The organism is Dysgonomonas sp. BGC7 (assembly GCF_001261735.1).
GTDB lineage: Bacteria > Bacteroidota > Bacteroidia > Bacteroidales > Dysgonomonadaceae > Dysgonomonas.
Genome location: NZ_CVRP01000003.1, coordinates 50,538 through 76,170, shown reverse-complemented (window position 1 = coordinate 76,170; position 25,633 = coordinate 50,538). Strand labels below are relative to the sequence as shown.

Genomic DNA, 25,633 nt, shown 5'->3' with positions numbered 1-25,633 from the left:
TGATTTATATATAAACAAAGAGGTTACCAATAATCGTTGGTAACCTCTTTGTTTATAATGGAATTCTAAATTATTATAGTGTTTTCAGATTAAGGTTGCGCCATAAAACTTTAATGCCTCCCCCATCATGGATTTGCAAAGCTATGCGTCCTTGTCCTTTACCTATTTGTTCGTCATCTAGCTCTACCATCTGATTGCCATTGAGCCATGTGGTAACTTTATTGCCCTGAACCAAAATACGCATAGTATTCCAGTCTCCTACTTTCAGAAACTCTTCTTTTTCTTTCGGTACTTCTATCAGCCATCCACGTCCGTACGACTCATATATGCCGCCTGTGCCATGTCCTTTTGGAGCAACTTCTACCTGCCATCCGTTAACTTTAACGTCTTCTTCGATAAACGAGCGGATAAATACTCCTGAATTACCATCGGCTTCTTGCTTAAATTCTACTGTAAGGTCGAAGTCGTTATAGTATTCACGTGTGGCTAGATAGCCATATTTTTTGTCTGGTCCGCTTTCACAAATCAGCAGTCCGTCTTTTACATACCATTTTTCTGTTCCGTAAACATCCCATCCGTGAAGGTCTGTTCCGTTAAACAGGCTGATTTCGCTGTTTTTGCGCGGAAGCTCTTTTACCTTTATATTGCGGAAAGATGCAGGATAGCCATGATCTTGCAAACAAAGAACTCCTTTTTTTGCTAAACCATATTCAGGAGCATTTGTCCATTTACCGCTATGCTTTCTTGCGTACCAGTCATCTGTCCATGCTTCAAATTCCAGAATCTTTACACCATTGAGCCAATGCTCTACATGTCCGTTGTCGAATACTATTTTCGAGTTGTTCCATTCACCTTGCGGATTTACTTTCATTTTGGTAGTATCCGGTAAGTACATTGCATAGTCTACACCCAGTCGTTGCCAAGGCTCCAGCGGCTCAGGGAAGTTAGGCTCGTCTATCAGCTGATATTCGGGGCCTGTTACGTATGGAACTTTATATTGAGGACGTTCTACAACATGGTAAAGCATACCGCTATTGCCACCTTTCGACAGTTTCCAATCCCACGAAAGTTCGAAGTTCTCATATTCCTTGTCCGTAACAATATATCCGTTAGAATCGCTGCCGTCTCCCTTGGCTTGTATGCAACCATCTACTACGTGCCAGGGTTCGGTAAGAGATGTACCGTTGTAGTCGCGCCAACCTGTCATTGTTGTTCCGTCAAATAGTAATTGCCAGCCTTCTGCTTTTTCCTGTTCGGTTAGGGCATTTTGTTTTTCACCACCGCAAGAAGTTAAGGATGCTGCCAGAATAAGGCCGGATACCAGCAATCCTTTTGCCGTAAAATTTTTAGTGATTAATTTCATATTGATTTTAGGTTTATAAATAAAAAACTCTTTCGTAAAGATAGAAAAAAAGCCCTTACGAAAGAGCTTGTTATAATTTTTTATAGTTTTAGTATTATTTTGCACAATTACGTTTTATTTTCTTTTTTATAAGTTTCGATTGCTTTTTTTACCGAGCCGTGAAGCAGTAACAGCCGTTCGGCTTGTGTATATTCCAAACCCAGTTCGTCGACAATCATACGAGTACCTCTGTCTACCAGCTTTGCATTCGACAATTGCATGTTTACCATTCTGTTTCCTTTTACCCGCCCTAGTTTTATCATCACAGAGGTGGTTATCATATTCAGAATCATCTTCTGTCCTGTGCCCGACTTCATGCGCGAGCTGCCTGTTACATATTCCGGGCCTACAATCATTTCGATGGCTATTTCGGCTTCTTGTGCTATGGGGGAGTCTGGGTTGCTCGAAATAGAGGCTGTAAGTATGCCTTTTTTACGTGCTTCGCGCAATGCTCCAATCACATAGGGTGTAGTACCCGAAGCAGCGATACCTATCACCGTATCTTTGCTATTCACATTATGCGCTTCCAGTTCTTCCCATCCGGCGGTCATGTTATCCTCAGCTTTCTCTACAGGGTTGCGCAGGGCTTTTTCTCCTCCGGCTATCAAACCGATTACCAACGTGTCGGGCATACCGAATGTGGGTGGTATTTCCGAAGCGTCCAATACCCCCAGACGCCCACTTGTGCCTGCACCCAAATAGAAGATACGTCCGCCTTGCTGCATACGTGGAACGATCTGTGAGACTAACTTTTCTATCTGAGGTATAGCCATTTCTACAGCCAAAGCTACTTTCTTATCCTCGTTGTTTATATCGGTAAGTATTTCGGATATAGGCTTGTCTTCCAAATTATTATATAAAGAGGCTTGTTCTGTTATTTTTATAAATGTCATAATCTATACTTTATTTTTACGAATAATAGGTAATAAGTCCGTCCATAGGCGAACGGGTTATTTGTCCTATACAAATATTGAGATCTTTAGCTGTCCGGGCAAGTATTTCCCGATAATAGTATGCGACAGATCCTGTAAAGTGTACAGGCCTATTTGTGTAATCATACTTATATTGCATCACGTTCTTAGTGAAAAACTCTTTGAATGTTTGAGTAATAAGGCTGTGGACGGTTGCGTCATCGGCATGCCGCAAAATGAAAGGAGAAAGGCTTGCCAGAAAACGGTTTGCCATAGGTTGCCTGTACACTTTGTCGAGGATAAGTATTGTGTCCAGTCCGTATTCTGTCAGAAACTCTTCTTTAATATGCTGAGGCAGTAAATTCTTTAAGCATATATTTATAAACATTCGTCCCAAAACTGCGCCACTGCCCTCATCGCCTAATATATAGCCTAGCGACTGTATGTGGTCTGCTATCTCCTTACCGTTGTAATGGCACGAATTGGAACCTGTACCCAGAATGCAGGCAATACCTTCTTGATTTCCGCACAGCCCTCTAGCCGCACCAAACAAGTCACTCTGTATTTCTATCGTTTGGGTATCGATGTTTTCTTTAATTGCGTCTTCTATCACTCTATTTTTTTGCGCAGAGTTGCATCCGGCTCCAAAGAAATATACACCATCTATCTTATACTCTTCTAGCTGAGGCAAGAGCACATTCTTTATCTCGCTGCTTATTTCTTCTTTTGTACTAAAATAAGGGCTTGCACCTTTGGTAAAAACGCGTTTTATCTCCTTCCCTCTGTGTGCAAGGCTCCATTCCACCTTCGTCGCACCACCATCTGCAATAAGTATCATAAATTGTAATTGATATGATCGAAATACAAATGTAAATAAAAGTTGTGATTTCTGGCAATCTATAATTTAATTTAGCTTTCATTTGTTTGATTATTAGGTTTATATGGTTTGTTGTGTTGAGTTTTCAACAAGAATACTTCTTTTAATATATTTTGTTTTAGACTATCGGTGGAAATGTCTTTCTTTGTAATAGTATGAACGAAATTGTGCTCGAAAAACTCAAAACACTGGCTGAATCGGCAAAGTACGATGTTTCCTGTTCCTCCAGTGGAACTATCCGCAAAGGCAAGGCCGGAGAGCTTGGCAATACTGTGGGTGGAATGGGTATCTGCCATAGTTTTACGGAAGACGGACGTTGTGTTTCGCTCCTTAAAATTATGCTCACCAATTTCTGTATATACGATTGTGCTTATTGTATCAATCGCCGTAGTAACGATATTCGGCGAGCTACATTTACGGTACAAGAGTTGGTAGATCTCACTATCGAATTTTATCGGCGCAACTATATAGAAGGGCTTTTCCTTAGCTCGGGTGTGATAAACAATCCGGACTATACTATGGAGCGTATGGTGAGAGTCGTAAAAGATTTGCGTACAGTCCATCGTTTCAACGGCTACATACATATGAAAAGTATTCCGGGTTGTAGTCAGGAACTGGTAAACGAAGCCGGACTATATGCCGATCGTATGAGTGTGAATCTGGAAATACCAACTGAGGCTAATCTCAAGCTCCTTGCACCCGAAAAAGACCACAGAAGTGTGTACAAGCCTATGCGATATATACAGCAGGGTATGATGCAAAGTATAGAAGATCGCCGCAAGTTTAAGAAAGCTCCCCGCTTTGTGCCGGCAGGACAAAGCACACAAATGATAGTGGGAGCGACCAACGAGCGTGATAAAGATATACTTCGGGTTTCGTCTATTCTCTATCAGCAAACGCAGATGCGCAGAGTATATTACTCGGGTTTTATACCTGTAAACAGTTACGACAAGCGTTTGCCTGTTCTTAAGCAAGCACCTTTGGTACGCGAAAACCGCTTGTATCAGGCAGACTGGCTGATGCGTTTCTATCAGTACCGTGCCGATGAAATTGTAGATGATTCGTACCCCGATCTCGATCTGGAGATAGATCCGAAATTATCGTGGGCATTGCGCCACCCTGAGAGTTTTCCGGTCGACATCAATAAGGCCGATTATGCGATGATATTGCGGGTACCGGGCATAGGAGTTAAGTCGGCACAATTTATTGTAACCTCACGCAGGCACGGACGACTCAATGCCTCGCATCTCAAGAAAATAGGAGTGGTAATGAAAAAAGCTCAGTACTTTATCACTTGCAACGAATTGCCTATGTACACTGTCAATGAGGCCACTCCCGAATATGTACGCAAAATACTGACCGAGCCTAAAAAGAAAAAGGTTGACGACAGGCAGTTGTCCATTATCTTCCCCGATAGATGATAGTTTTCTTCTACGATAAAACATTCGAAGGTCTGCTTACAGCCGTATTCGACGCATATAGCCGTAAAGTATTTCCCGACAAATTGCTGGGAGAGGAAGACATTCCGCCATTGTTTATGCAGGAGAGTTACACTGTTATTACACAAGAAGACAGATCGGCACGAGTATGGGCAGCTTTGGAGAAAAAGATGAGTAAACTTGCTTGCAATATGTTGTCTTATGCTTGGCTGTCGGAAGAGGAGGGGAGTGATGAGTTGTTGTTTCGGTATATTCGCAAAACGATAGACAGTAAAATCTCGATAGAAACAAACTTTGCTGACGATGATGTACTGAAACTTCATCAACTGGCAAAACGTGTGGCACATGAGGCTCAATATCTGAGGCAATTTGTACGTTTTCAGAAAGCGGCCGATGATATTTTCTTCTCGCCTGTTTCGCCACGCTACAATGCTTTGCCTATAGCTATTGAGCATTTCAAAGATCGTTTTGCCGATCAGAAGTGGGTAATATATGATATAAAACGCAGGTACGGATATTACTATGATCTGCACACGATGGTAGAAATGACTCTCGACAGTGATGAGCATCTACTCGGCGGCAAACTTGACGAGAATCTGATGGCTGAAGACGAAAAAATGTTTCAGGAACTATGGAAAGGTTATTTCAAATCGATGACTATAAAGGAACGTATCAACCTGAAACTACAACGCCAGCATATGCCTAAGCGGTTTTGGAAATACCTTACCGAAAAACAGTAGATACAGTACTTTTTTATTCGGAATAAGACAATATCTGTCCACTAATCTGCATCAACGATATTTCGCAGAGTTTAGTGCTATATTCTGCCTGCACAAGACGTTCTTCTGCTTCGAGCAAACTATTCTGTGCTTCACGCAGTTCTATTCCCGACAAATCTCCTAGTTTGTATCTTTCTATGGCAATTTCATGATTTTCTCGTGCAGTCCCTACATTTTCTTTTTCCAGATTGGTCAGCTTTATGTTATTATTATATGCCATCCACATGTTGGAGAGATCAGCTTTAAGCGATAGGGTCGTTTGCTCGTATTCCAACTGACGGTTTTCAATTTCTATTCTGGCATTTTTTTGTTTTCTTTTTCGGTTGAACCCATCGAACAGATTGAAGCCTAAAGTCAGTCCGTAGCTGAAACCTAGACTGTTTTGATGATCGACTGTACCCGTATTGTACATGTTTTTCGTATAGCCATAACCCGCATTGAGTCGCAGATAAGGATAATTTTCGCTTTGGGCTGTTTTCAGGTCAAGTAAACCCAATGTTTTGTTTTTGTCGGAGAGCAAAAGGAATGTATTTGCAGCCAGAGTTTTTTGCCAGATATCGCTTCGGCTAAGTGATTCGTCTATTGCAATGGTAGAATCTGATGTGAATATAAACTGTTCGATATTATCTGTTGCCATCATTTGATTTAGTGCAATACGAGACGTATAAAGTACTTCGTATTGCTTTATAAGACGGGAACTATCACTGTTGAAATCGACTTTTGCCTGCTGCATATCCAGTCGCGAACCTGCACCTATTTCGTAGCGGGCTTCTACTATACGAAGCCGCTCTTTAGAGAGTTTTACTGCCGATTGCAGATTCTTTAACCGTATATTTTGCTGTATATAGTTATAATATTCGGATGTAAGATTAGCTATAAAATTTTCTATCGTGAGGCGGGTGTTCAATTCGCCCATCTGTTGTAGTTCTTTTAATCGCTTGTAGTTAGTCTGAATATTGAAGCCGTCGAATATAGTCCAATTAAGATTGAGTCCCGCGTTTAAAGTCTGATTGAGAATACCGTTATTCTTATAAGTTTCTCCATTTTCCAAATGCTGTGTCGTATTATTTCCCGCACCGGAATAGCCTGCACTCAGGCCAAGATTGGGCAAATAACCTGCATTGCCTATGGTCAGGTTATTGTCAGATATTTCCTGCTTGTTTCTGGTTATCCTGATGTCATAGTTTTGCTTCAATCCAGTTTCTATACAGTTTTTTAGATCGAGAAGCACTTGCGTGTATGCTGTAAGTGGCAGGATGAATAATAAGAGGAGAGGTATATATTTTTTCATATAATTGCGTTTAATATTAGTTTTCGAATGGATGTAAAGCGTTCTTTCCTCTGTCGGTGGAAATGTAAAGATACATGGCAGGGACAATAAAAATTGTCAATAGAGTAGAAACCATCATTCCTCCTATCACAGCCACACCCATTGCCGTACGCCCGTTAGCTCCTTCGGCACTTGCCAATATGAGAGGCAATAAGCCCAAAACGGTAGAGAAGCTGGTCATAAGTATAGGTCGCAAACGTTGTACGGCAGCACCCTGTATGGCTTCCAGCTTACTCATTCCGGCATCTTGCCTTTGATTGGCAAATTCGACAATAAGAATACCATTTTTTGCTACAAGTCCGATGAGCATAATAATTCCGATCTGGCTAAATATATTCATCGTGACATCTTTTATGTGCATAAAGAGTAAAGCTCCGGCTATGGCAAGAGGTACGGTGAGCATGATAACAAAAGGATCTTTGAAGCTTTCGAATTGTGCAGCCAGAATGAGAAAGATTAATAGTACAGCAAGCACAAAAGCAAACATAAGGCTGGAAGAGCTTTCTCTAAAGTCCTTAGAGTCTCCCGACAATGCTGTACGGAAGGTTTCGTCCAAAGTTTCTTTGGCTATGCGATCCATTTCGTCCAATCCTGCACCTATGGTTACTCCCGGAGACAGACCTGCGGATATGGTAGCCGAGTTGAAACGATTATATCTATATAGCTGAGGAGGAGCAACACTTTCTTCGAGGCGTACAAGGTTGTCCATCTGAATCATTTCTCCCGACAGGTTTTTCAGATAAATTGATTTCAGATCTAAAGGGGTATTTCTTTGCTGGCGGTTTATTTCGCCGAGTATCTGATATTGTTTACCATTCATATAGAAATAGCCCATCCGTTGTCCGCTAAGTGCATATTGCAGGGTTTGTCCTATATCGCGGGTACTTACACCAAGCAAAGCAGCCTTGTCCCTGTCTATAATTATTCGGGTTTCGGGTTTTGTAAATTTCAGATTTACATCTGCCATCTGAAAGAGAGGGCTTTCCTGTACTTTTTTCATAAACTGAGGTATGAATTCTTCGAGCTTACCTATATTAGGGGCTTGCAGCACGTACTGTATGGGCATACTCGAACGGCGACCTCCAAATGTAGACTGCTGCTGAACAAATGCCCGTGCTTCCGTCTCACTTCTTACGGCTTTGGTCAGAGCATTGGCTATTTCCATCTGGCTTCTTTCTCTGTCTTTAATATCGGGCAGATTCAGATTAACCATTCCTCCGCCTGTCCATATACGCATTGTGTTTATAAGTCTTTCGGGAGCAACGGAGTCTGCTATACGTGCTATCTTCTCGGTATAATTCCGATTGAACTCATAGGTTGCACCTTCGGGGCCACTGGTACGTATTGTAACCTGCGACCGGTCTTCGAGAGGAGCCATTTCGGCAGGAATAACAGAAACAAGATATCCAATGCCCAAAAGAGTAACGATTATAATAGGCCAGATTATAAGTTTTATTTTAAGAAATCGCTCAAGGCCATGATGATAGCTGTTTGTAAGCCAGCGAAAGAACGGTTCGGTCTTGTTATAAAACCATCCGTTGCTGTCTCTCTTTTTCAATAGCTTGGTAGCAAGCATAGGGGTGAACGTTAAGGCGACAAAAGCCGAAATAAGAACAGCACCTGCGACTACAATACTAAATTCGCGGAAAAGGCGCCCGGTCATACCTTCGAGAAATACGATTGGAAAAAATACTGCAACGACAGTAACTGTAGTAGATACTACTGCAAAGAATATTTCTTTCGATCCCTCTATCCCTGCTTCGCGTGGTGTCATTCCCCCCTCTATTTTGAGGTATATGTTCTCGGTGACCACAATAGCGTCATCTACTACCAAACCTACGGCAAGGACTACAGCCAGCATGGAAAGTACATTGATAGAAAAGCCCGCTACGTACATAACAAAGAATGCTCCTACCAGTGAAACAGGAATCACTACGCATGGAATAAGTGTGACACGCCAGTCGCGAAGAAAAAGGAAGATAATAATTACTACCAATGCAAATGCTATGTACACCGTTTCTTCTACTTCGGCTATAGATGCTCGTATAAATTTGGTATTGTCAAATGCCACGTCGATGAAAACATCTTCGGGAAGGTCTTTTTTTAGTTGTTCGAGACGTACCATTGCTTCGTCCGATATTTCTATCTGATTAGCTCCCGGCTGAGGTATTATTACCGTACTAACGGCAGGCACTCCGTTTCGTCGCATAAAGCTGCGATAATTTTCTGTACCCAGTTCGGCTGTCCCTACATCTTTGAAGCGTACAATGTTATAATTGTCTTCTTTTATTATCATATTGTTGAACTCTTCGGGAGTCTGCATAAGTCCCAGCGTTCGTATTGTAAGTTCCAGGTCGTCGCCTTCTATACTGCCCGAAGGTAGCTCTACGTTTTCCCGGTCTACTGCATTTTTTACGTCCATAGGAGTAATGCCATACGAAGCCATTCGTGTAGGATCGAGCCAAAGGCGCATCGAGTAGCGGTTTTGTCCCCATATTTCTACTGCACTTACGTTTGGTATGGTTTGTAGGCGCTCTTTAACGGTAAGTTCTGCTATTTCGCTCAGTTCTAGCAGCGAACGCTTCTCACTCTGAATACTGATCTGTATAATCGGGTTGGCATCGGCATCAGCTTTCGACACTGTAGGCGGATCACAATCGCGTGGTAAATAACGTTGTGCACGAGAAACCTTGTCTCGTACATCATTTGCTGCTGTTTCGAGGTCGACAGACAGTTCAAACTCTACGGTGATGCGGCATTGCCCCTGGCTACTGCTACTTGTCAGCGACCTGATACCCGGTATTCCATTGATATTCTGCTCCAATGGTTCTGTAATCTGGTTTTCTATGATCTCGGCATTTGCTCCCGGATATGTTACATTGACAGAAATAATGGGATTGTCTATATTCGGATATTCACGTACTCCCAGATATGTGTACCCGATCATTCCAAGCAGGAAGATGATCAGAGTAAATACGGTGGAAAGTACCGGGCGCTTTATACTTAATTCGGATATGGTCATTGTATCGATTTTTCTCTTTTGTTTTCCTTATCAATTCTCTGTGCTGCGCTCTTCTATTCTGTCTATTTGTACAGGTAGTCCGTCTCGTAATTGCATAACGCCTGTCGTCAAAATTGTATCTCCTGCATTCAATCCACTCAGTATTTGTATTGAAGAAGCTGTACGCATACCTTTTTTTATAACTACCTGATGAGCTTTCCCCTCTTTGTACACATATACTATATCACGTCCCATTTCGGCAATAACCGATAGGCTGGGAACAACAAGAGCGTTTCTTATTTCTCTCGATTTTATTTCTACATTGGTAGACAGCCCGGGTTTGAGATGTCCTCCGGGATTGGGATACATTGCACGTGCTTTGAGAGTCAATGTCTGTCTGTCCAGATTAGACTCTACAGCATATACCGTAGCATGGTATTTATTCATATCGTTATCCAGCGTAAAGGTGAGTGAAGTACCTGCTTTTATATTGTTGATTTGGGATTCGTTTACCGAAAACTCTATTTTGAGAGGAGATATTTTTGTGAGATGAGTTATTATTGTCGATGGAGAGGCGTATGTGCCTTCGCTTACTTGTCGCAGGCCGATAACACCATCAAAAGGTGCACGCAGTTCAGTTTGTGCAATACGTGATTTTACAAGTTCTATATCTGCCATAAGCTTCTCCAGCTCTGTGTTTACCGACTCGTAGGCTTCCTGACTTACGGCATCTTTTGCAAGTAGTGATTTTTGACGAAAAACACGATCTTGTGCCAAAGGGATCTGTGCTTCCAATTTCTTCAGCTCGGCTTGCAAAGGCTTGTCATTAACCTTTGCCAGCAGTTGCCCTTTTCTTACATTCGAGCCCTCTTTAAAATGTATTTCTGTTATCTTGCCCGAAGTTTCGAAAGACAAATCGACCTCTTCGTCGGGTAGCAGTAATCCTTTATTCCGAAAATAATCGTTCAACACTTCCGGTTTCAATATTTGTGCATTTACATTTAATGTGGTTCTTCCTTTTCCTCCGTTATTTACTTTAACATCCGGTGTTTCTGTAGTTTCTTCTTCCGAAGACAGATATTCTTTCACTTTTGGATACAATGCCATTCCGGCAATAAACAGTACAATAACGACAATAAGGGCAATTTTTGTCTTTCTATTCATAATATGATGGACTTTTAGATCAGGTACATAATGTTACCAGATATGTGATATGCTATATGGTTGAGGGTTTAATCTCACTACTCGTTTTTAGATTTTATTTGCATTGATAAATATATGTTAACACGAGAGGGTGGAGGATGATCGTTAATGTTAGCAAATGAAGTTATAAAAATAGTTATTTGCCAATCAGATAAAATACACAAAATGCAAATATTTGATATAGATTTATAACTTTGTATAATAAGAGAAACCTATTTGTTATTTTATAAATACCATATGAAGAAGAATATTTTTCGTTTAAAGAAGAAACAACTGGTAGAAATAGCCCAGTCTCTTCAGACTAAAGTAGAAAACGGCCTAAAGAAAGATGATACAGAGGTACAGTGTATTCCTACTTTTATTACACCCAAAACTACAGCTATAAATGGTTCGGCTACGGTACTTGACTTAGGCGGAACAAACTATAGGGTTGCTGTTGTGGACTTTGTGAAAGGCAAAGCAACCATTCATCCCGAAAACGGCTGGAAGAAAGACTTATCTGTAATGAAGTCGGCCGGATTTACTCAAGATAAATTGTTTCAGGAACAAGGAGACCCTATTGCTGAGATCAAGCGAGACAAGGAAATGCCTATCGGCTATTGTTTCTCTTATCCTGCCGAGTCGATGCCTAACGGAGATGCAAAATTGCTTCGCTGGACAAAAGGGGTGGATATAAAAGAAATGGTAGGACAACCCGTAGGAGAGCCTTTATTAAAATATCTGAACAAGAAAAATAAACCAAAATTTACAGGCATAAAGGTAATCAATGATACTGTTGCCAGTCTGTTTGCCGGACTTTCCGATAGTAGCTATGATGGTTACATAGGCTTGATAGTAGGTACAGGAACCAATATGGCAACTTTTGTACCTGCCGAAAAAATAAAGAAATTGGGCAAAGACAGTAAAGTGAAAGGACTTGTGCCTATCAATCTGGAATCGGGTAATTTCAATCCTCCGTATCTTACAGTTGTAGACGAAAAGGTCGATGCCTGCTCGGACGCAAAAGGTGCTCAACGTTTCGAAAAAGCTATATCGGGAATGTATCTGGGAGAAATTCTTAAATCGGTTTTCCCTTGCGACGAATTTGAAGAAAGATTCGATGCTCAGAAGTTGACCAGCATAATGAACTATCCCGACATTCACAAAAAGAAATATGTAGATGTAGCCGGCTGGATCTATAAACGTTCGGCTCAACTTGTAGCTGCATCTTTGGCGGGTCTTGTGGCTGTTATGGTAGATCATAATCCGTCGATCAAGAAAATTCGTTTGGTAGCCGAAGGCAGCCTCTTCTGGAGTGAATACAGAAAAGGAAAGAACTATAAAGATATGGTGATGGAAGAACTTGATGTTCTCCTTGCCGAGCTAGGTCTTGAGGGTGTGAAGGTGCATGTCGCCAAAATGGAGAATGCCAACCTTATAGGTTCTGCTATAGCCGCATTGTCTTAAACGGTTGATTAATAGTATATATTAAAGAGGTTCGGATAATAACTCCGAGCCTCTTTATTTTATTTCAGTATCTATCTTTATTTCTGTGAGGGTACAAGGCTGGTGGTAGGCTGTATTTTACCTTCGAGTATATTTACAACCGTATTTTTAAGATTGTCGTATGCAAAATCATCGTCGAATCCTATATTGAAAGTAGAATGTACTCCATTTTTGTTCATGCCTAACAAATATTTACTACTTCCCAGCGAATCGGAAATGGGAGAATATTCTGTCTGAATACGACATTCGATATCTCCTTTATCATTAGTCAGATAAAAAAGATGTTTATTGTAGATGTCGTCTTTCTTCCCGCTTTCGTAACGTTCAAAAGCCTGTACAAACTTATTATTCCATAGAAACTGGTCGAAACAAAACATATCTTGCAAATTAGTACCTTTCAGCTTCCCGGCTTCGTGAGCTTTGTATATGGCATCCTTATATGGTTGTGCTTTTTCATATTCTCTTTGATGATAATAAACCTGTGTCAGTTTAGCATAAGCCTGATAGTCTTCGGGTGATACTTGTATAAGGTCTATAAAGGCGAGTTCGGCTTTATCCATATTTTCATTAAGAAACTCCATCAGTCCTATGTTGTACAATACGTTTGCATATAGTGATGTTTCGGGCGATATGTTTTCTTTTGCTTTGTAGAAAGCCTTTAGTGTATTCTGTTTGTCCCCTGTCTCCGAATATATTTTAGCTATCATATAGTAGGCTCTGCTGTCGGGTTCTTGTTGTGCAGTTGCTTTTCGGTAAGCATCCAGTGCATTTGCATATTGTTGCTGACTGTAAAAAGAATCTCCCAATGCACTGTAAACTTTTGGATTGATTGCATCCAGTGTTATTGCTTTTTCGAAATTAGTGACTGCATCGGTATATTTTTTCATATAGTTCAGTATACATCCTTTTATATAATAAGGAGTAGCATCAGACGCATCTTTTTCTATAGAACGGTCAATGTATTTAAGAGCGTTATTGTCATCCTCGGTCATATAATATGCCAGCCCTATATAATACAGAGCTTTGGCCGGATAGTCGTTAGTATGCTGAGTATAATCTTTAACTATCTGTCCGTAACGATTGTTCTCGGCTAAAGATTTTAACTCTTCTGTCAACTTGTCTTGGGCAAAAAAAGTTGAGTAACACATCGTTAGGAAAAGGAGTACTATAATCTTTTTCATCTATTCACTATTTCTTATTCAGTATGCAATGTAGTACAAGTTTTCGAAACTATGAAATTATAGCCTCCAAAGTGGTTTTAATCACATTTTATAAGTATTTTTGCCATCTGATTATGTGAAGCTTTATTTTACAGAATTAAATATGACAGAACTAAAAAATGCTGTGGCTGCACTATCTGCAAAAGGCTACCTGAACATGGAAATACCTAAAGGGATAAATCTCGTTGAGGAAATAAACCGGATGCGTAAAGAGAAAAATGCGATTATATTGGCGCATTATTATCAGACGGGAGACATTCAGGATATAGCCGACTTTTTGGGAGACAGCTTGCAGCTGGCACGTGCTGCCGAAAAAACGGATGCAGATCTTATCGTGTTTTGTGGAGTCCATTTTATGGCAGAAACTGCAAAAATACTGAACCCTACCAAAAAAGTAGTTTTACCCGATTTGCTTGCAGGCTGCTCTCTTGCCGACTCTTGTTCGGGTGAGGGGTTGCGCGAGTTGAGGAAGAAGCACCCTAACGCAATAGTGGTAAGTTATATAAATTGCGATTCGTCTGTAAAAGCAGAGAGCGACATAATAGTAACATCTTCCAATGCCCGTCATATAATAGATTCGTTGCCAAAAGATCAGGAGATAATCTTTGCACCCGATAAGAATCTGGGTAGATATATAAATCAGGTAACAGGACGCGATATGATACTTTGGGACGGAGCATGTATTGTGCATGAGGCTTTCTCTCTCGAGAGAATCGCGCAACAAATGCTCGAACATCCTAAAGCAAAACTGATTGCGCATCCCGAAGCTCAGAAGCCTGTTTTGCAGGTTGCCCATTTTGTAGGATCTACAGCTAATCTGCTCGATTTTGTAGTAGAAGACGACAGTAAAGAGTTTATTGTAGCCACCGAAGAGGGAATTTTGCACGAGATGAAGAAAAGAGCTCCTTCAAAGGTATTGATACCCGCACTGACTAACGATGACAGCTGCAACTGTAGCGAATGTCATTTTATGAAATTGAACACAATGCAGAAATTGTATCTGTGTATGAAATACGAGCAGCCGGAAATATTGATGGACGAAGAAATACGGCTAAAAGCCCTCAAGCCGATTAATAAAATGCTTGAGCTGTCTAAGTCTATCAAGTAGAATGATATAATTATATAAACAAAATAATTGCAAAAAAGCTAAAGGTTACATGCTGATAGCTAACAGCCAGAAGGATGATATATACAGATGTATTGGTGATTGGTTCGGGGATTTCGGGCTTGTCATATGCGCTAAAGATTGCAAAGCAACAGCCTGATACAAGAATAACCATCATTACCAAGTCGGATGATGAAGAGTCTAACACCAAATACGCTCAGGGTGGCGTCGCTGTAGTCACGGACTTTTCGAAAGATAGTTTCGATAAACATATCGAAGACACATTGCGTGCCGGCGATGGGCTTTGCAAGAGAGAGACTGTAGAAGTGGTAGTAAAAGAAGGCCCTGAACGCATACGTGAAATAGCAGAGTGGGGGGCAAACTTCGATAAGGACGATTCTCAGTCTTACGATCTGGGACGAGAAGGCGGACATACAGAAAATCGGGTAGTACACTACAAAGACATTACCGGAGCCGAAATAGAAAGAGCATTGCTCGATGCGGTCAAGCACCTGCAAAATATACAACTGCTCAACCATCATTATGTAATAGACCTGATTACAGAACACCACATACCAGAAGAATCTTTCGACAAATATAATCTCAACTGTTATGGCGCCTACGTGCTAGATATGAAAGCACAGCGCATAATTAAGATGTCGGCAAAGATAACGCTGATGGCAACAGGCGGTTGTGGGCATGTATATAAAAATACGACTAATCCTATTATTGCAACAGGGGATGGTATTGGATTGGCACACAGAGCAAAAGCCAAGATCAGCAATATGCAGTACATCCAGTTTCACCCTACAGCTTTCTATAGTCCTATAACCGGTCAATTACCCCTTATTTCAGAAGCGGTGAGAGGCTTTGGAGCAAAGTTGTGTACAGCTTCGGGCGAACCTTTTATGTATAAGTATGACGATAGAGAAGAACTTGCCTCACGCGATATAGTTGCCCGGGCCATAGACAGTGAGATGAAGCTGCGTGGCGATGATTATGTTTGTCTCGACTGTCGCCATCTCGATCAGAGAAAGTTCTTAGAACATTTTCCCAATATATACAAACAGTGTAAAGATGCCGGGTTGGATATGTTCACAGACCTGATACCGGTGGTACCAGCCAGCCACTACTTGTGTGGAGGAATAGACGTAGACTTGTTTGGGCAGAGTACAATAAAGAATATGTTTGCTGTAGGAGAATGCTCTAATACCGGGCTTCACGGAGCAAATCGTTTGGCTTCTAATTCCCTGCTAGAAGCTTTGGTTTTTGCTCACCGAGCAGCACTGAAAACAGTAGAACGGCTAACTGGTGATAATTTCAATTACGATCAACTGCACAAGATACCCGAATGGAATCAGGAAGGGATGAAGGTAAATGAAGAGATGGTGTTGTTAAACTATCTTCGTAAAGAGCTGCAAACCCTGATGAGCGACCTTGTGGGCATAGTGCGCAGCAATCGCCGATTGAAACTTGCAAAACAAAAAGAGGACGAAATATACCGTTCGGTAAAAGAGATATATAATTTCTCGATTCTTTCCCCTCAGTTGTCGGAATTGCGTAATCTGGTTAGTATCGCATTTCTTATCATAGGACAAAGTATAGAGCAAACCGAAAATAAAGGTACATTTTATAATAAAGACTTAGATGAAAAAAAATAGACCTTCTTATGTCACCGACGAAAGACTATATCACTTCATAGACGAAGCCATAAAAGAAGATGTAGGAGATGGAGATCATTCCACTCTGGCCAGTGTGCCCGAAGGCTTGCAACAGAGAGCCCGCTTGCTGATAAAACATGATTGTATATTGGCCGGAGTCGATTTGGCGAAAGAAATATTCTATTATTACGATAAAGATCTTAAAATAGAATCGTTCAAAAGCGATGGAGATACAGTGAAGGAAGGAGATATTGCTTTCATTGTCACAGGATCGGCTCGTTCTATCCTAACTATGGAACGACTGGTGCTTAACTGTATGCAACGTATGAGTGGTATTGCCACCTATACGCATGAGATGGTAGAATTGCTGGCAGATACTAACACCAGAATACTAGATACACGCAAGACTTCACCCATATTCCGAATGTGCGAAAAATGGGCTGTATATATCGGTGGCGGACAAAATCACAGATACGGATTGTTCGATATGATAATGCTCAAAGACAATCATAATGACTATGCGGGAAGCATAACCAAGTCAGTAGAAGCTACTGTCAGATATCTGAAAGAAAAAGATAAGAACCTGAAGATAGAGGTGGAAACCCGCAATCTAGACGAAGTAAAAGAAGCCTTGGCAACCAATGCTGTAGATATAATAATGCTTGACAATATGTCGCTTTTCGAAATGGCTGCCGCAGTGGAACTGATAGGTGGCAGGGCAAAAGTAGAAGCCTCGGGAGGAATAACTAAGGAGACCGTGCACGATATTGCTAAAACAGGTGTTGACTATATCTCTTCGGGAGCTATAATATATGCAGCGCCAAATATTGATTTGAGTCTGAAAGCTTTTTAACAGTTCAGAAAAAGATACAACCAAGAGGGAGTATGTCAATTTATTGATATACTCTCTTTTTTGTTTAATGTATAAATACAGAATATAATTATATCGGCTCAATTCTACTTTCCTTAATACTTTAGCTCTCTTATTTCTATTTCAAAACACTTTTTAAATCTACTTTTATATTGTAAAAACCTAACAATTATACTTTGATGTATTTTGTAAGTTGTTTTATTACAGGTGTATATGTGTAATTTTGATAAGATTATACTAACAAAGGCCTAAAGGGTTTGCGTGAAGATTATCTAGTTCGCACTTTTGCAAAAAACTATTTCAATTTTAGAGAAAATAAGGATACTGTTAAAACTGATTCCTCCGGTTTTATCACAAAAGGTGAATGTCTTTCCTCTGTTTTGCCTCTGTTAGGCACAACGGATAATTCATCATTGTTTCAGTGTATCATATTAAACTGATATTATCCTTTACAATAATAGAGCGAGCTGTTTATCAGCGTATAATAAAAACTACAACTTACAAACTTTTTAATTTTAGAGATTGAGATGAAATTGCATTTACTTTTCTTATTGATACTTTGTATCTTCTTTTTTTTGTTTGCTATTCCTACCTTTTCCTATTCACAAGTAACAATTGGTTCAAATATACCTCCTACATCGGGAGCGTTGCTTGATCTGAAAGAAGGTAGTAGTCTTGTAGATAATTCAAATTCGAAGCGAGGCTTGTTGTTGCCCCGGGTCAACCTGAGCAGCCTGAATAATTTGTACCCTATGTTTGAAGAGTTAGGAACTGAAGGTACTCCTGTGCAAGAGTACGATACAGAAGCTAAAAAAAACAATCAGGATGTTTGGCATAAAGGCTTAATAGTCTTCAATATGAATGAATGCGCCCCTTTCGGCAAAGGCGTATACATATGGACAGGTGAGGACTGGAGAGGGATAAACACATCGCTACCTATTGCTACTCCATCGGCGTCTCTACAATCTTTGCCCAATGTGTTGCATATACCTAGTGGTACGGATAAGCGTGCATTCGCTCCTGTGGTTGCCTCATTTGGTTTTACCTCTTCCGACAAAGCTACATGGTCGGGTCCCATATCGGGCATAGGTGGAGGGTTGAGTCAACTACAGATTGTACCGGACAATCCTAAAGAATGGGATTCGGGCTCGGCTGAGTTATCTGTAACAGCCAATGCTTTTACAAGTGGAGAGATTCTTTCCATTCCGTGGAAAACAAAAGAGTCTTCAATAACAATTTATCTACCTGCCAATTCGTGCGGTAGCGGGTCTTTCAAAGAAGTAAAATTGAATCAGACCAATTATATAATAGATATAAAAGATAAGAAGAACCAATATCCGGTATCACTTATAACAATAAAAGAAGGGGATGTATCAAAGACATTAACAGTTAACAGCAATAGTCTTTGGCAAGCAAAGGCTAGTGTTACAGAAGGTAGTCTGAGTAATATATTGACCTCTTATACACAAACAGAGAATGGTGCAGTACTGTCTAATAACGAAAAAGTATCTTCGCCTTTTTTGCTATTGGGTGCAGAGGGTAGTCCCGGTAACCGTTACAAATATGCGACAATCAAATTTGCCGATCCGGATAATAAAGCGTTGGATGTTGAGGTTAGGGTGGTTCAGTGTCAAGGTAGTCAGGATGCAAGTAAGATAACAGAAACAGCCACACCTGATGTTACTTCGGGTGCAAATATCTGGGGAACAAAAGTTGTACGTCATCTGGCTAAGAATGGAGTATACAATGAATTTGTATCAGCCGATTTTGGTGATGCCGGACGATGGATGACTACAAATTTGGGTGCTAAACAGTATGATTCGAATATATCTTCTGCTGCTTTAGGAAACCCGACTTATATAAAGAGCTATTACAATCCCTATTGGGCTTATCCAAATGTGGATGGAGGAGATCCTACCAGTCCGTTGTATTATAATACTAATCCCGATATGGGTTTTCTATATAATTTTGCTGCGGCAACAGCAACAGTCAAAAATAATATTCACACCGACGAGAGAGGGCTTGCTTCTTCTCCCATACAGGGTATCTGTCCCAACGGATGGCATTTGCCCAGCGATAGGGAATGGACAATGCTGGAAAATGAAATAATAAAAAATACAACAAAATACGCATTGGTGTCTAAAGATATATATACTAAGCCTACCGACCTACTCAGCTATTTCTTTACTGAAGGGTACAGAGGGCATCATGGAGCCGCAATGGTAAACACATGCGAAGAGTTCGTAGATGGGGCACAAGGTGTATCCAGAAGGCTCGATGAAGGTGGCTTTAATATATTATTTTGCGGATATGTGGTAAATGAAGTAATATCGGAACAACGACAGGCCGGAGTTTATTGGACCAGCAGTTCTGCCAATGCGGAGCCATATAGCGCCTACGATAGAGTTTTTTATAATGATGATCCGGGTATAGCAAATTATGGTTATGGTCGTAATGCTTATTTATCAGTTCGTTGCAAGAAAAATTAATATATTCAGATATAAATAGCAAGTTAAAATAGAGAAGGGATTTATTCAAACCCCTTCTTTATTCTTTTTATTTTTTCGATGTGACTACTATTACTCCGTTTTTCCCTTTTTCTCCATATTCCTCTATGGCTTCTTCTCCTTTATATACTTTAATAGATTCTATTGAGTTAGGATCTATCTTTATCAGATCTATGCTTGTAGCTAGTTCTTCTTTGCCATCAATTATAAGTAGAGGATTCTTTAAATTATTAGAGAGCTCTTTTGCATTATTTACTTTGATGTTAAAATCCAGCCTTTTCAGTTTCTTATCAGGATTATTTCTTATGTATTCTTTGGTCTGAATTATAACAACCCCGTTCTTTCCTTCTTCGCCATAAATATCTGTTGCAGATTTATCTTTCAGTACACTAATATTATCTATACTTTCGGGGGCAATATCTTGAATGTTAAACTTATCAGTTCTTTGTCCATCCAAAATAATTAATAGATCTTTCATAAAGTTCATATTACTGCTCGTTATTTTTTCTCTTTGCGCAGTATCATTGGCAACCTGTATTATGAGTGTTTTCTTATCGGATTTATTTTCATCCGATTTATTTCCTACAATAACGACCTTGAGAGAATCATTGTTGAATGAAGTCCTGTTTACTGTTATATTTATAGGTTTGCCGTTGAGAGGTACAGTATCTTGCACAACGTATTCTTTCTCTGTCTCCTCTGTAATATAAACATAGTTGGGTTCGGCCGAAGCCCACAATAAAACTCCAAATGCCGGAACAATAAGCAATGCGGATATTCTTTTCCACGATGCACTCTTTTCTTTTTTCATCATGTTTAGTCGATTAAGTGGTTTTAAATAATTGAACGAACTGGAGAATTTAAATACAGGAATTTGAAATTCTTGATTGAGTAATACAGCTTGATACAAAGCGGGTGAAGTTCCGGAATCTATCACCGACTTGTCTGCCAAAAACTCGTGATTCTCTTTTAAAAAGTGTATGTAAACCCAAACTAACGGATTGAACCATTGCAGCAGGAGCATGCATTCTCCGCACAAAAGATCTATCCAGTGTTTTTGATTTATATGAGTAATTTCATGCTTTAATATCAAATTTCTTTCTGTGTCGTTTAGCTTATCTGAGTTTATGAATACATAATTGAAGAATGTAAAAGGAGATGTTACAGACTTGTTTTCAATTATTCTTGTATCGTTTTCTATACTCTTTTTCCCTTTGCGGGCAAGCTTATATATTTTATGATACATCTTTATGTTTTTCATCAGCAAAAGTACGATACCTGTGACATAGATAATGAACAAAATACTCCAGATATTTATTGCTGACGACTGATCTTTATATGCTTCTTCCACAATATTACTATCTTCAATAAATTGAATTTGCGGAATGGTTATTAAAACATTATATGAGTTTTTGATAGTGGGAACTACAAAAGAAAATACAATTCCGGCTAGAAGAAAGATTCGATTGAACCGGAAAAATGTGGCTGAACGAAAAAACAAGAAGTAAATAAATAGAAATACTCCCAGAGATACTCCTACTTTTACGAGATAGGTCATAAATTCTTCCATGCCTTATTTATTTAGGTCGTTTTCTTTTTCAAGAGCTTTTCTTGTCTCTTCCATTATTTTATCCATTTCCTCTATGCTCATATTCGACTCTTTGGCAAAAAAAGAAACCATGGAAGAAAAAGAACCATCAAAGTAATTCTTCATAAAACCAAAGAGTTGCTTCTTCGAATACTCATCTTTAGCCATCAATGGAGTATAAATGTTTACACGTCCTTCATTGCTGTGAGCAACAAATCCTTTGTTTTCGAGAATTCCGAGCACTGTGGCAATGGTGGTTCTGGCTGGTTTAGAATCTTTAAACTCTTTCAGAATATCTTGTACCGAACCTTTTTCTATATCCCACAATATGTGCATTATTTGTTCTTCGGCTTTTGTCAATTGCATATCTTTTAATATTTAGTACACAGCAAATGTATGTCTAAAAAACTAGACGACAAAATTTGTTGTCTATGTTTTTAGACAATAAATCTAAAAATAGAAGTAATTATATTGCAGGCTATAATCGACCTTATATATTTTATTTCTATTTTTGTATAAATGCAAAGACGGATGCTATAGAATGAAAAGAATATTTCTGATTGGATATATGGGAGCCGGAAAAACTACCGCCGGACGAGAACTTGCGAAAGAGTTGAATCTTGATTTTATCGACCTTGACCACTTTATACAAACGAGATTCCAGAAAACAGTAAGCCAGTTATTCAGTGAGCTGGGCGAGAATGAGTTTCGTAATATAGAAAGTAATATGCTGAAAGAAGTAGGTGAATTTGAAGATGTCGTTATTTCTACAGGAGGAGGTACTCCTTGCTTTTTCGACAATATGGCTTATATGAATAGTACAGGAACCACCATATACCTCAAAGCCACGCCTGAGGCCTTATCGGCAAGACTGAATACATGTAAGGAGAAGCGTCCTCTTATAAGAGATAAGAATGAAGAGGAATTATACGCTTTCATATTAGAGAGCCTCGATAAAAGAGAGCCTTTCTATTCGCAGGCAGGTGTAATATTCGAAACAGAAGAGTTAATAAACAGAGATGATATAGATCGCTATATTAAGCAATTGATAAATGTATTATGAAAAAGCAACTGTTTACATATTTATATCTTTTAGCGGTATCACTGTTTGCTGTTGCTCCTGCGATGTCTCAAACGGCGCAATACACACTGAATAAAGATAAATCACAAATATCGCTTATTGTAGATACCAAACAGACAAAATATACTGTTGCAGATATTGTCGGCCGAAAACAGGGTAGGGCATTAAAAGAGGCAAAGGCATATGCTTTGAACATAAACGCCGATACTGTTGGTACATGGACAAAGCTTCCTTCTTCGGAAAATGTATGGAAGCTGGTAATAGATGTACCCGATGCAAAAGCCTTTTTTGTGAACTTCGATGAATTTTACCTTCCCGAAGATGCACAATTATATGTTTATAATAAGAATGAGCTGAAAGATGCAGTTGTGTTTAGTCACAAGGATAATCCCCGTGGAGGTGCTTATTCTATAGACGGGCTTAAGGGAGACAATGTTGTCTTGGAATATGTGTCGGGAGAGGATGGCGAAAAACCTAAATTTACATTGTCGTACATAGGCTATAAATACTCGGAAGTTCTCCACGAGTACGAAGAATCGGGTAGCTGTATGATAAATGTAAACTGTACCGAAGGCGAATTGTGGCAGAAGCAAAAAAAAGGTGTGGTTCAGATAAGACTGAAAAAAGCAAATACTTTTTATTTATGCTCGGGTACTCTTATCAATAATACAAGTAATGATAAAAAACCTTATGTGCTTACTGCATACCATTGTGTAGAAAATATGACGCCCGAACAGATAAAGAATAATACATACTTCTATTTCGGGTACGAAACCCCATCTTGCGAAAATACAGAGAAAGCACCCGAGTACAAATTTCTAAAAGGTTCGGATGTCAAAGTTCTCAATCCGATTGGCAAGGGTGGAGATGGTGCATTATTGGAGTTGTCCGAATCTATACCCGACGATTGGGATGTTTACTTCAACGGGTGGGACGTTGAGGACAATTCTGCGAACATAAAGAATGGAACAGTAATACATCATCCATTGGGCGATGTGAAAAAAATATCGCTGTACAAAGATTCTCCAACAAAGACAAACTGGAAAGGCGGGGCTGCATATTGCTATTGGGATATAAAATATACCGATGGAGTCACAGAAGGTGGTTCGTCAGGTGCTCCGTTATTCAACAACAATGGGCTGATTGTAGGAACTCTTACTGGTGGAGAGAATTTTTTGTGTAATTCTGCCGATAAAAATAAAGTCGATTCTTATGGCGGATTTTACTATAATTGGGATAAATATACGGGAGCTCCTGAATTTACCGGAGTAGATACTCATCTGAAAACCTATTTGGATCCTTCAAATACAGGCGCTAAAAAGCTTGAAGGATTGTATAGTTTCGGATTGGAAAAGACCAGAATATCCATGATGCCTAATACAACAACTTCGGTGAGAATTATAGGTGACGAAGGTAGTTATATTGTATCTTCTTCAGATTTGTCTATTATTCAGGCAAGTGTAGCCAACAACCTGATAACGATAACAGCGACAGGAAAAGGAAACGCTACAATAACCGTAACCGATAGTAAAGATAAATCTATAGATATCTATGTAACGGTAGTGACTCAGCCGGTAGATATAGTAATGGATCTGGTGGGGAAAAATCTTGTTGTAACAGCTTATAATGAAGAAGACGCTATAGATCAGATAAGATTGATTAATTTAGATGCAGATGTTCTACGCAACGAGAAGAATGTAAACCTAAAGACCTATTCCGTAGGTATGGAATATTTCAAAAGCGGGGTTTACATTGTGCAGATAAAAACAAAGAAGGGCGTTTCGAGAACAGAAAAAATATTATGGCGAAATTAAAATCAGTATATGTTTGCAGCAACTGTGGCAACGATTCTCCCAAGTGGTTGGGTAAGTGCCCTGTTTGCGGCGAATGGAATACATATGTAGAGGAAATAATAAGTAAAGATAAGTCTCCTGCCAAAGGTGGTTTGCATCCGTTCGAAACATCGAAGGCAAAACCTTTGCTTCTCAAAGATGTAGAAACTGCTGAGGAACCTCGTATCAACTTACACGATGCTGAGTTTAACCGTGTTTTGGGAGGTGGGTTGGTGCCAGGTTCATTGGTTCTCATCGGAGGAGAGCCCGGTATCGGAAAATCTACTCTTATTCTACAAACTGTACTTGGGCTTAACAGCTTGAAAACGCTATATATATCGGGAGAAGAAAGTGCCCGTCAACTAAAGTTGAGAGCCGACCGCATAAACTCTAATAGTGAGAATTGCTTTATAGTTTGCGAAACAAATCTGGAGCAGATATTCGTTCACATACAAAATCTAAAGCCCGAATTTGTTATTATAGATTCTATTCAGACCATCTTTACCGATGTGGTGGAATCTTCACCGGGAAGTGTATCGCAGGTGCGTGAATGTTCGGCGGCGATACTCAAATTTGCAAAAGAGACAAACACACCTGTAGTCCTTATCGGGCACATCAATAAGGAAGGAAGTATAGCCGGTCCTAAAGTGTTGGAGCATATAGTAGATACAGTGCTACAGTTCGAAGGAGATCAGCACTACATGTATCGTATATTGCGAAGTATAAAAAATCGCTTTGGTAGTACGGCCGAACTTGGTATTTACGAAATGCGTCAGAATGGACTGCGTGAAGTAAGTAACCCGTCCGAACTGCTTCTTACCCAAAACCACGAAGGACTTAGTGGTGTTTCTATTGCTGCTGCTATAGAAGGGGTTCGTCCGTTCCTTATAGAAACGCAGGCTCTTGTGAGTACAGCCGCTTATGGCACACCGCAACGCTCTGCGACAGGTTTCGACCTTCGCCGTATGAATATGTTGCTGGCAGTACTCGAAAAGCGTGCAGGATTTAAGCTTATACAAAAAGATGTATTTCTCAATATTGCAGGAGGACTTAAAGTAAACGATCCGGCAATGGACTTGGCTGTAATAAGTGCTGTGCTGTCGTCAAGCCTCGATATTTCTATCGAGAAACATGTATGTATGACCGGAGAAGTGGGTTTGTCGGGCGAGATACGTCCTGTAAATAGAATAGAACAGCGTATTCTGGAGGCTGAAAAGCTTGGCTTTTCAAAAATACTTGTTCCTCAGAACAATCTGAAGGGCTTTACCTCGAAGGTTAATATCGAAATAGTACAGGTGCGAAAAGTAGAAGAGGCATTCAGGCAGCTTTTCGGATAATTAT

The 25,633-nt window shown here is 39.9% G+C and carries 19 protein-coding genes; 10 read left to right on the top strand and 9 right to left on the bottom strand.

Features of this window, described 5'->3' with window-relative positions:
• Positions 1-73 precede the first annotated feature (73 nt).
• The 3 genes from BGC7_RS02045 to BGC7_RS02035 form a co-directional block, all read right to left on the bottom strand.
• Entirely contained in the window at positions 74-1,363 is a 1,290-nt protein-coding gene (locus BGC7_RS02045) for a 3-keto-disaccharide hydrolase (RefSeq protein ID WP_050700016.1), read from the bottom strand.
• 107 nt (positions 1,364-1,470) lie between these two features.
• On the bottom strand, positions 1,471-2,295 hold the full coding sequence (murQ, locus tag BGC7_RS02040; protein WP_050699897.1) for an N-acetylmuramic acid 6-phosphate etherase: 825 nt from the start codon (positions 2,293-2,295) through the stop codon (positions 1,471-1,473).
• 16 nt (positions 2,296-2,311) lie between these two features.
• Entirely contained in the window at positions 2,312-3,151 is an 840-nt protein-coding gene (locus BGC7_RS02035; protein WP_050699896.1) for a BadF/BadG/BcrA/BcrD ATPase family protein, read from the bottom strand.
• A gap of 194 nt (positions 3,152-3,345) precedes the next feature.
• Between BGC7_RS02035 and BGC7_RS02030 the strand changes: the two genes are divergently transcribed.
• Complete coding sequence (locus BGC7_RS02030; protein WP_050699895.1) at positions 3,346-4,611, top strand: putative DNA modification/repair radical SAM protein; 1,266 nt, start codon at positions 3,346-3,348, stop codon at positions 4,609-4,611.
• Entirely contained in the window at positions 4,608-5,369 is a 762-nt protein-coding gene (locus BGC7_RS02025) for a TIGR03915 family putative DNA repair protein (protein WP_050699894.1), read from the top strand. Before BGC7_RS02030 ends, BGC7_RS02025 begins: the two co-directional genes overlap by 4 nt.
• Before the next feature lie 13 nt (positions 5,370-5,382).
• Here the strand turns inward: BGC7_RS02025 and BGC7_RS02020 are convergent, their stop codons facing one another.
• From BGC7_RS02020 to BGC7_RS02010, 3 genes are read right to left on the bottom strand one after another with little or no spacing between them, the layout of a single operon-like run.
• Positions 5,383-6,699 carry a TolC family protein gene (locus tag BGC7_RS02020; RefSeq protein WP_050699893.1) on the bottom strand — a complete coding sequence of 439 codons (1,317 nt, stop codon included), beginning with the start codon at positions 6,697-6,699 and terminating at the stop codon, positions 5,383-5,385.
• Positions 6,700-6,715: 16 nt separating this feature from the next.
• Entirely contained in the window at positions 6,716-9,760 is a 3,045-nt protein-coding gene (locus BGC7_RS02015) for an efflux RND transporter permease subunit (protein ID WP_050699892.1), read from the bottom strand.
• A gap of 30 nt (positions 9,761-9,790) precedes the next feature.
• A complete protein-coding gene (locus tag BGC7_RS02010; RefSeq protein ID WP_050699891.1) occupies positions 9,791-10,903 on the bottom strand; it encodes an efflux RND transporter periplasmic adaptor subunit in 1,113 nt (370 codons plus the stop codon).
• Between the two features lie 276 nt (positions 10,904-11,179).
• On the opposite strand from BGC7_RS02010, the gene BGC7_RS02005 reads away from it, so the two are divergent.
• The gene (locus tag BGC7_RS02005; protein WP_050699890.1) at positions 11,180-12,388 is read left to right on the top strand and encodes a hexokinase family protein; all 1,209 of its coding nucleotides are present in this window, start codon (positions 11,180-11,182) and stop codon (positions 12,386-12,388) included.
• 77 nt (positions 12,389-12,465) lie between these two features.
• Here BGC7_RS02005 and BGC7_RS02000 read toward each other — a convergent pair whose 3' ends face one another.
• Complete coding sequence (locus BGC7_RS02000; RefSeq protein ID WP_082206425.1) at positions 12,466-13,608, bottom strand: tetratricopeptide repeat protein; 1,143 nt, start codon at positions 13,606-13,608, stop codon at positions 12,466-12,468.
• A 142-nt stretch (positions 13,609-13,750) separates the two neighbouring features.
• On the opposite strand from BGC7_RS02000, the gene nadA reads away from it, so the two are divergent.
• From nadA to BGC7_RS01980, 4 genes are all read left to right on the top strand, one after another.
• The gene (gene nadA / locus BGC7_RS01995) at positions 13,751-14,755 is read left to right on the top strand and encodes a quinolinate synthase NadA (protein ID WP_050699888.1); all 1,005 of its coding nucleotides are present in this window, start codon (positions 13,751-13,753) and stop codon (positions 14,753-14,755) included.
• A gap of 74 nt (positions 14,756-14,829) precedes the next feature.
• Entirely contained in the window at positions 14,830-16,413 is a 1,584-nt protein-coding gene (gene nadB, locus BGC7_RS01990; RefSeq protein ID WP_050699887.1) for an L-aspartate oxidase, read from the top strand.
• A complete protein-coding gene (gene nadC / locus BGC7_RS01985; RefSeq protein WP_050699886.1) occupies positions 16,400-17,266 on the top strand; it encodes a carboxylating nicotinate-nucleotide diphosphorylase in 867 nt (288 codons plus the stop codon). The genes nadB and nadC overlap by 14 nt, the downstream gene beginning before the upstream one ends.
• A 545-nt stretch (positions 17,267-17,811) precedes the next feature.
• Positions 17,812-19,773: an FISUMP domain-containing protein gene (locus BGC7_RS01980; protein WP_082206424.1), complete on the top strand. Its 1,962-nt coding sequence runs from the start codon at positions 17,812-17,814 to the stop codon at positions 19,771-19,773.
• Between the two features lie 67 nt (positions 19,774-19,840).
• Here BGC7_RS01980 and BGC7_RS01975 read toward each other — a convergent pair whose 3' ends face one another.
• The gene (locus tag BGC7_RS01975; RefSeq protein ID WP_050699884.1) at positions 19,841-21,361 is read right to left on the bottom strand and encodes a M56 family metallopeptidase; all 1,521 of its coding nucleotides are present in this window, start codon (positions 21,359-21,361) and stop codon (positions 19,841-19,843) included.
• Between the two features lie 3 nt (positions 21,362-21,364).
• Positions 21,365-21,745 carry a BlaI/MecI/CopY family transcriptional regulator gene (locus tag BGC7_RS01970; RefSeq protein WP_050699883.1) on the bottom strand — a complete coding sequence of 127 codons (381 nt, stop codon included), beginning with the start codon at positions 21,743-21,745 and terminating at the stop codon, positions 21,365-21,367.
• A 175-nt stretch (positions 21,746-21,920) separates the two neighbouring features.
• Here BGC7_RS01970 and BGC7_RS01965 point away from each other — a divergent pair, with 175 nt between their 5' ends.
• Genes BGC7_RS01965 through radA form a run of 3 tightly spaced genes read left to right on the top strand, consistent with a single transcriptional unit; the run spans position 21,921 to position 25,629 of the window.
• Positions 21,921-22,442, top strand: coding sequence for a shikimate kinase (locus BGC7_RS01965; protein ID WP_050699882.1), 522 nt, complete (start codon positions 21,921-21,923; stop codon positions 22,440-22,442).
• The gene (locus BGC7_RS01960; protein WP_050699881.1) at positions 22,439-24,274 is read left to right on the top strand and encodes a trypsin-like serine peptidase; all 1,836 of its coding nucleotides are present in this window, start codon (positions 22,439-22,441) and stop codon (positions 24,272-24,274) included. The genes BGC7_RS01965 and BGC7_RS01960 overlap by 4 nt, the downstream gene beginning before the upstream one ends.
• Positions 24,262-25,629, top strand: a complete 1,368-nt coding sequence (gene radA / locus BGC7_RS01955) for a DNA repair protein RadA (RefSeq protein ID WP_050699880.1) — start codon at positions 24,262-24,264, stop codon at positions 25,627-25,629. Before BGC7_RS01960 ends, radA begins: the two co-directional genes overlap by 13 nt.
• The last annotated feature ends 4 nt before the right edge of the window (positions 25,630-25,633 follow it).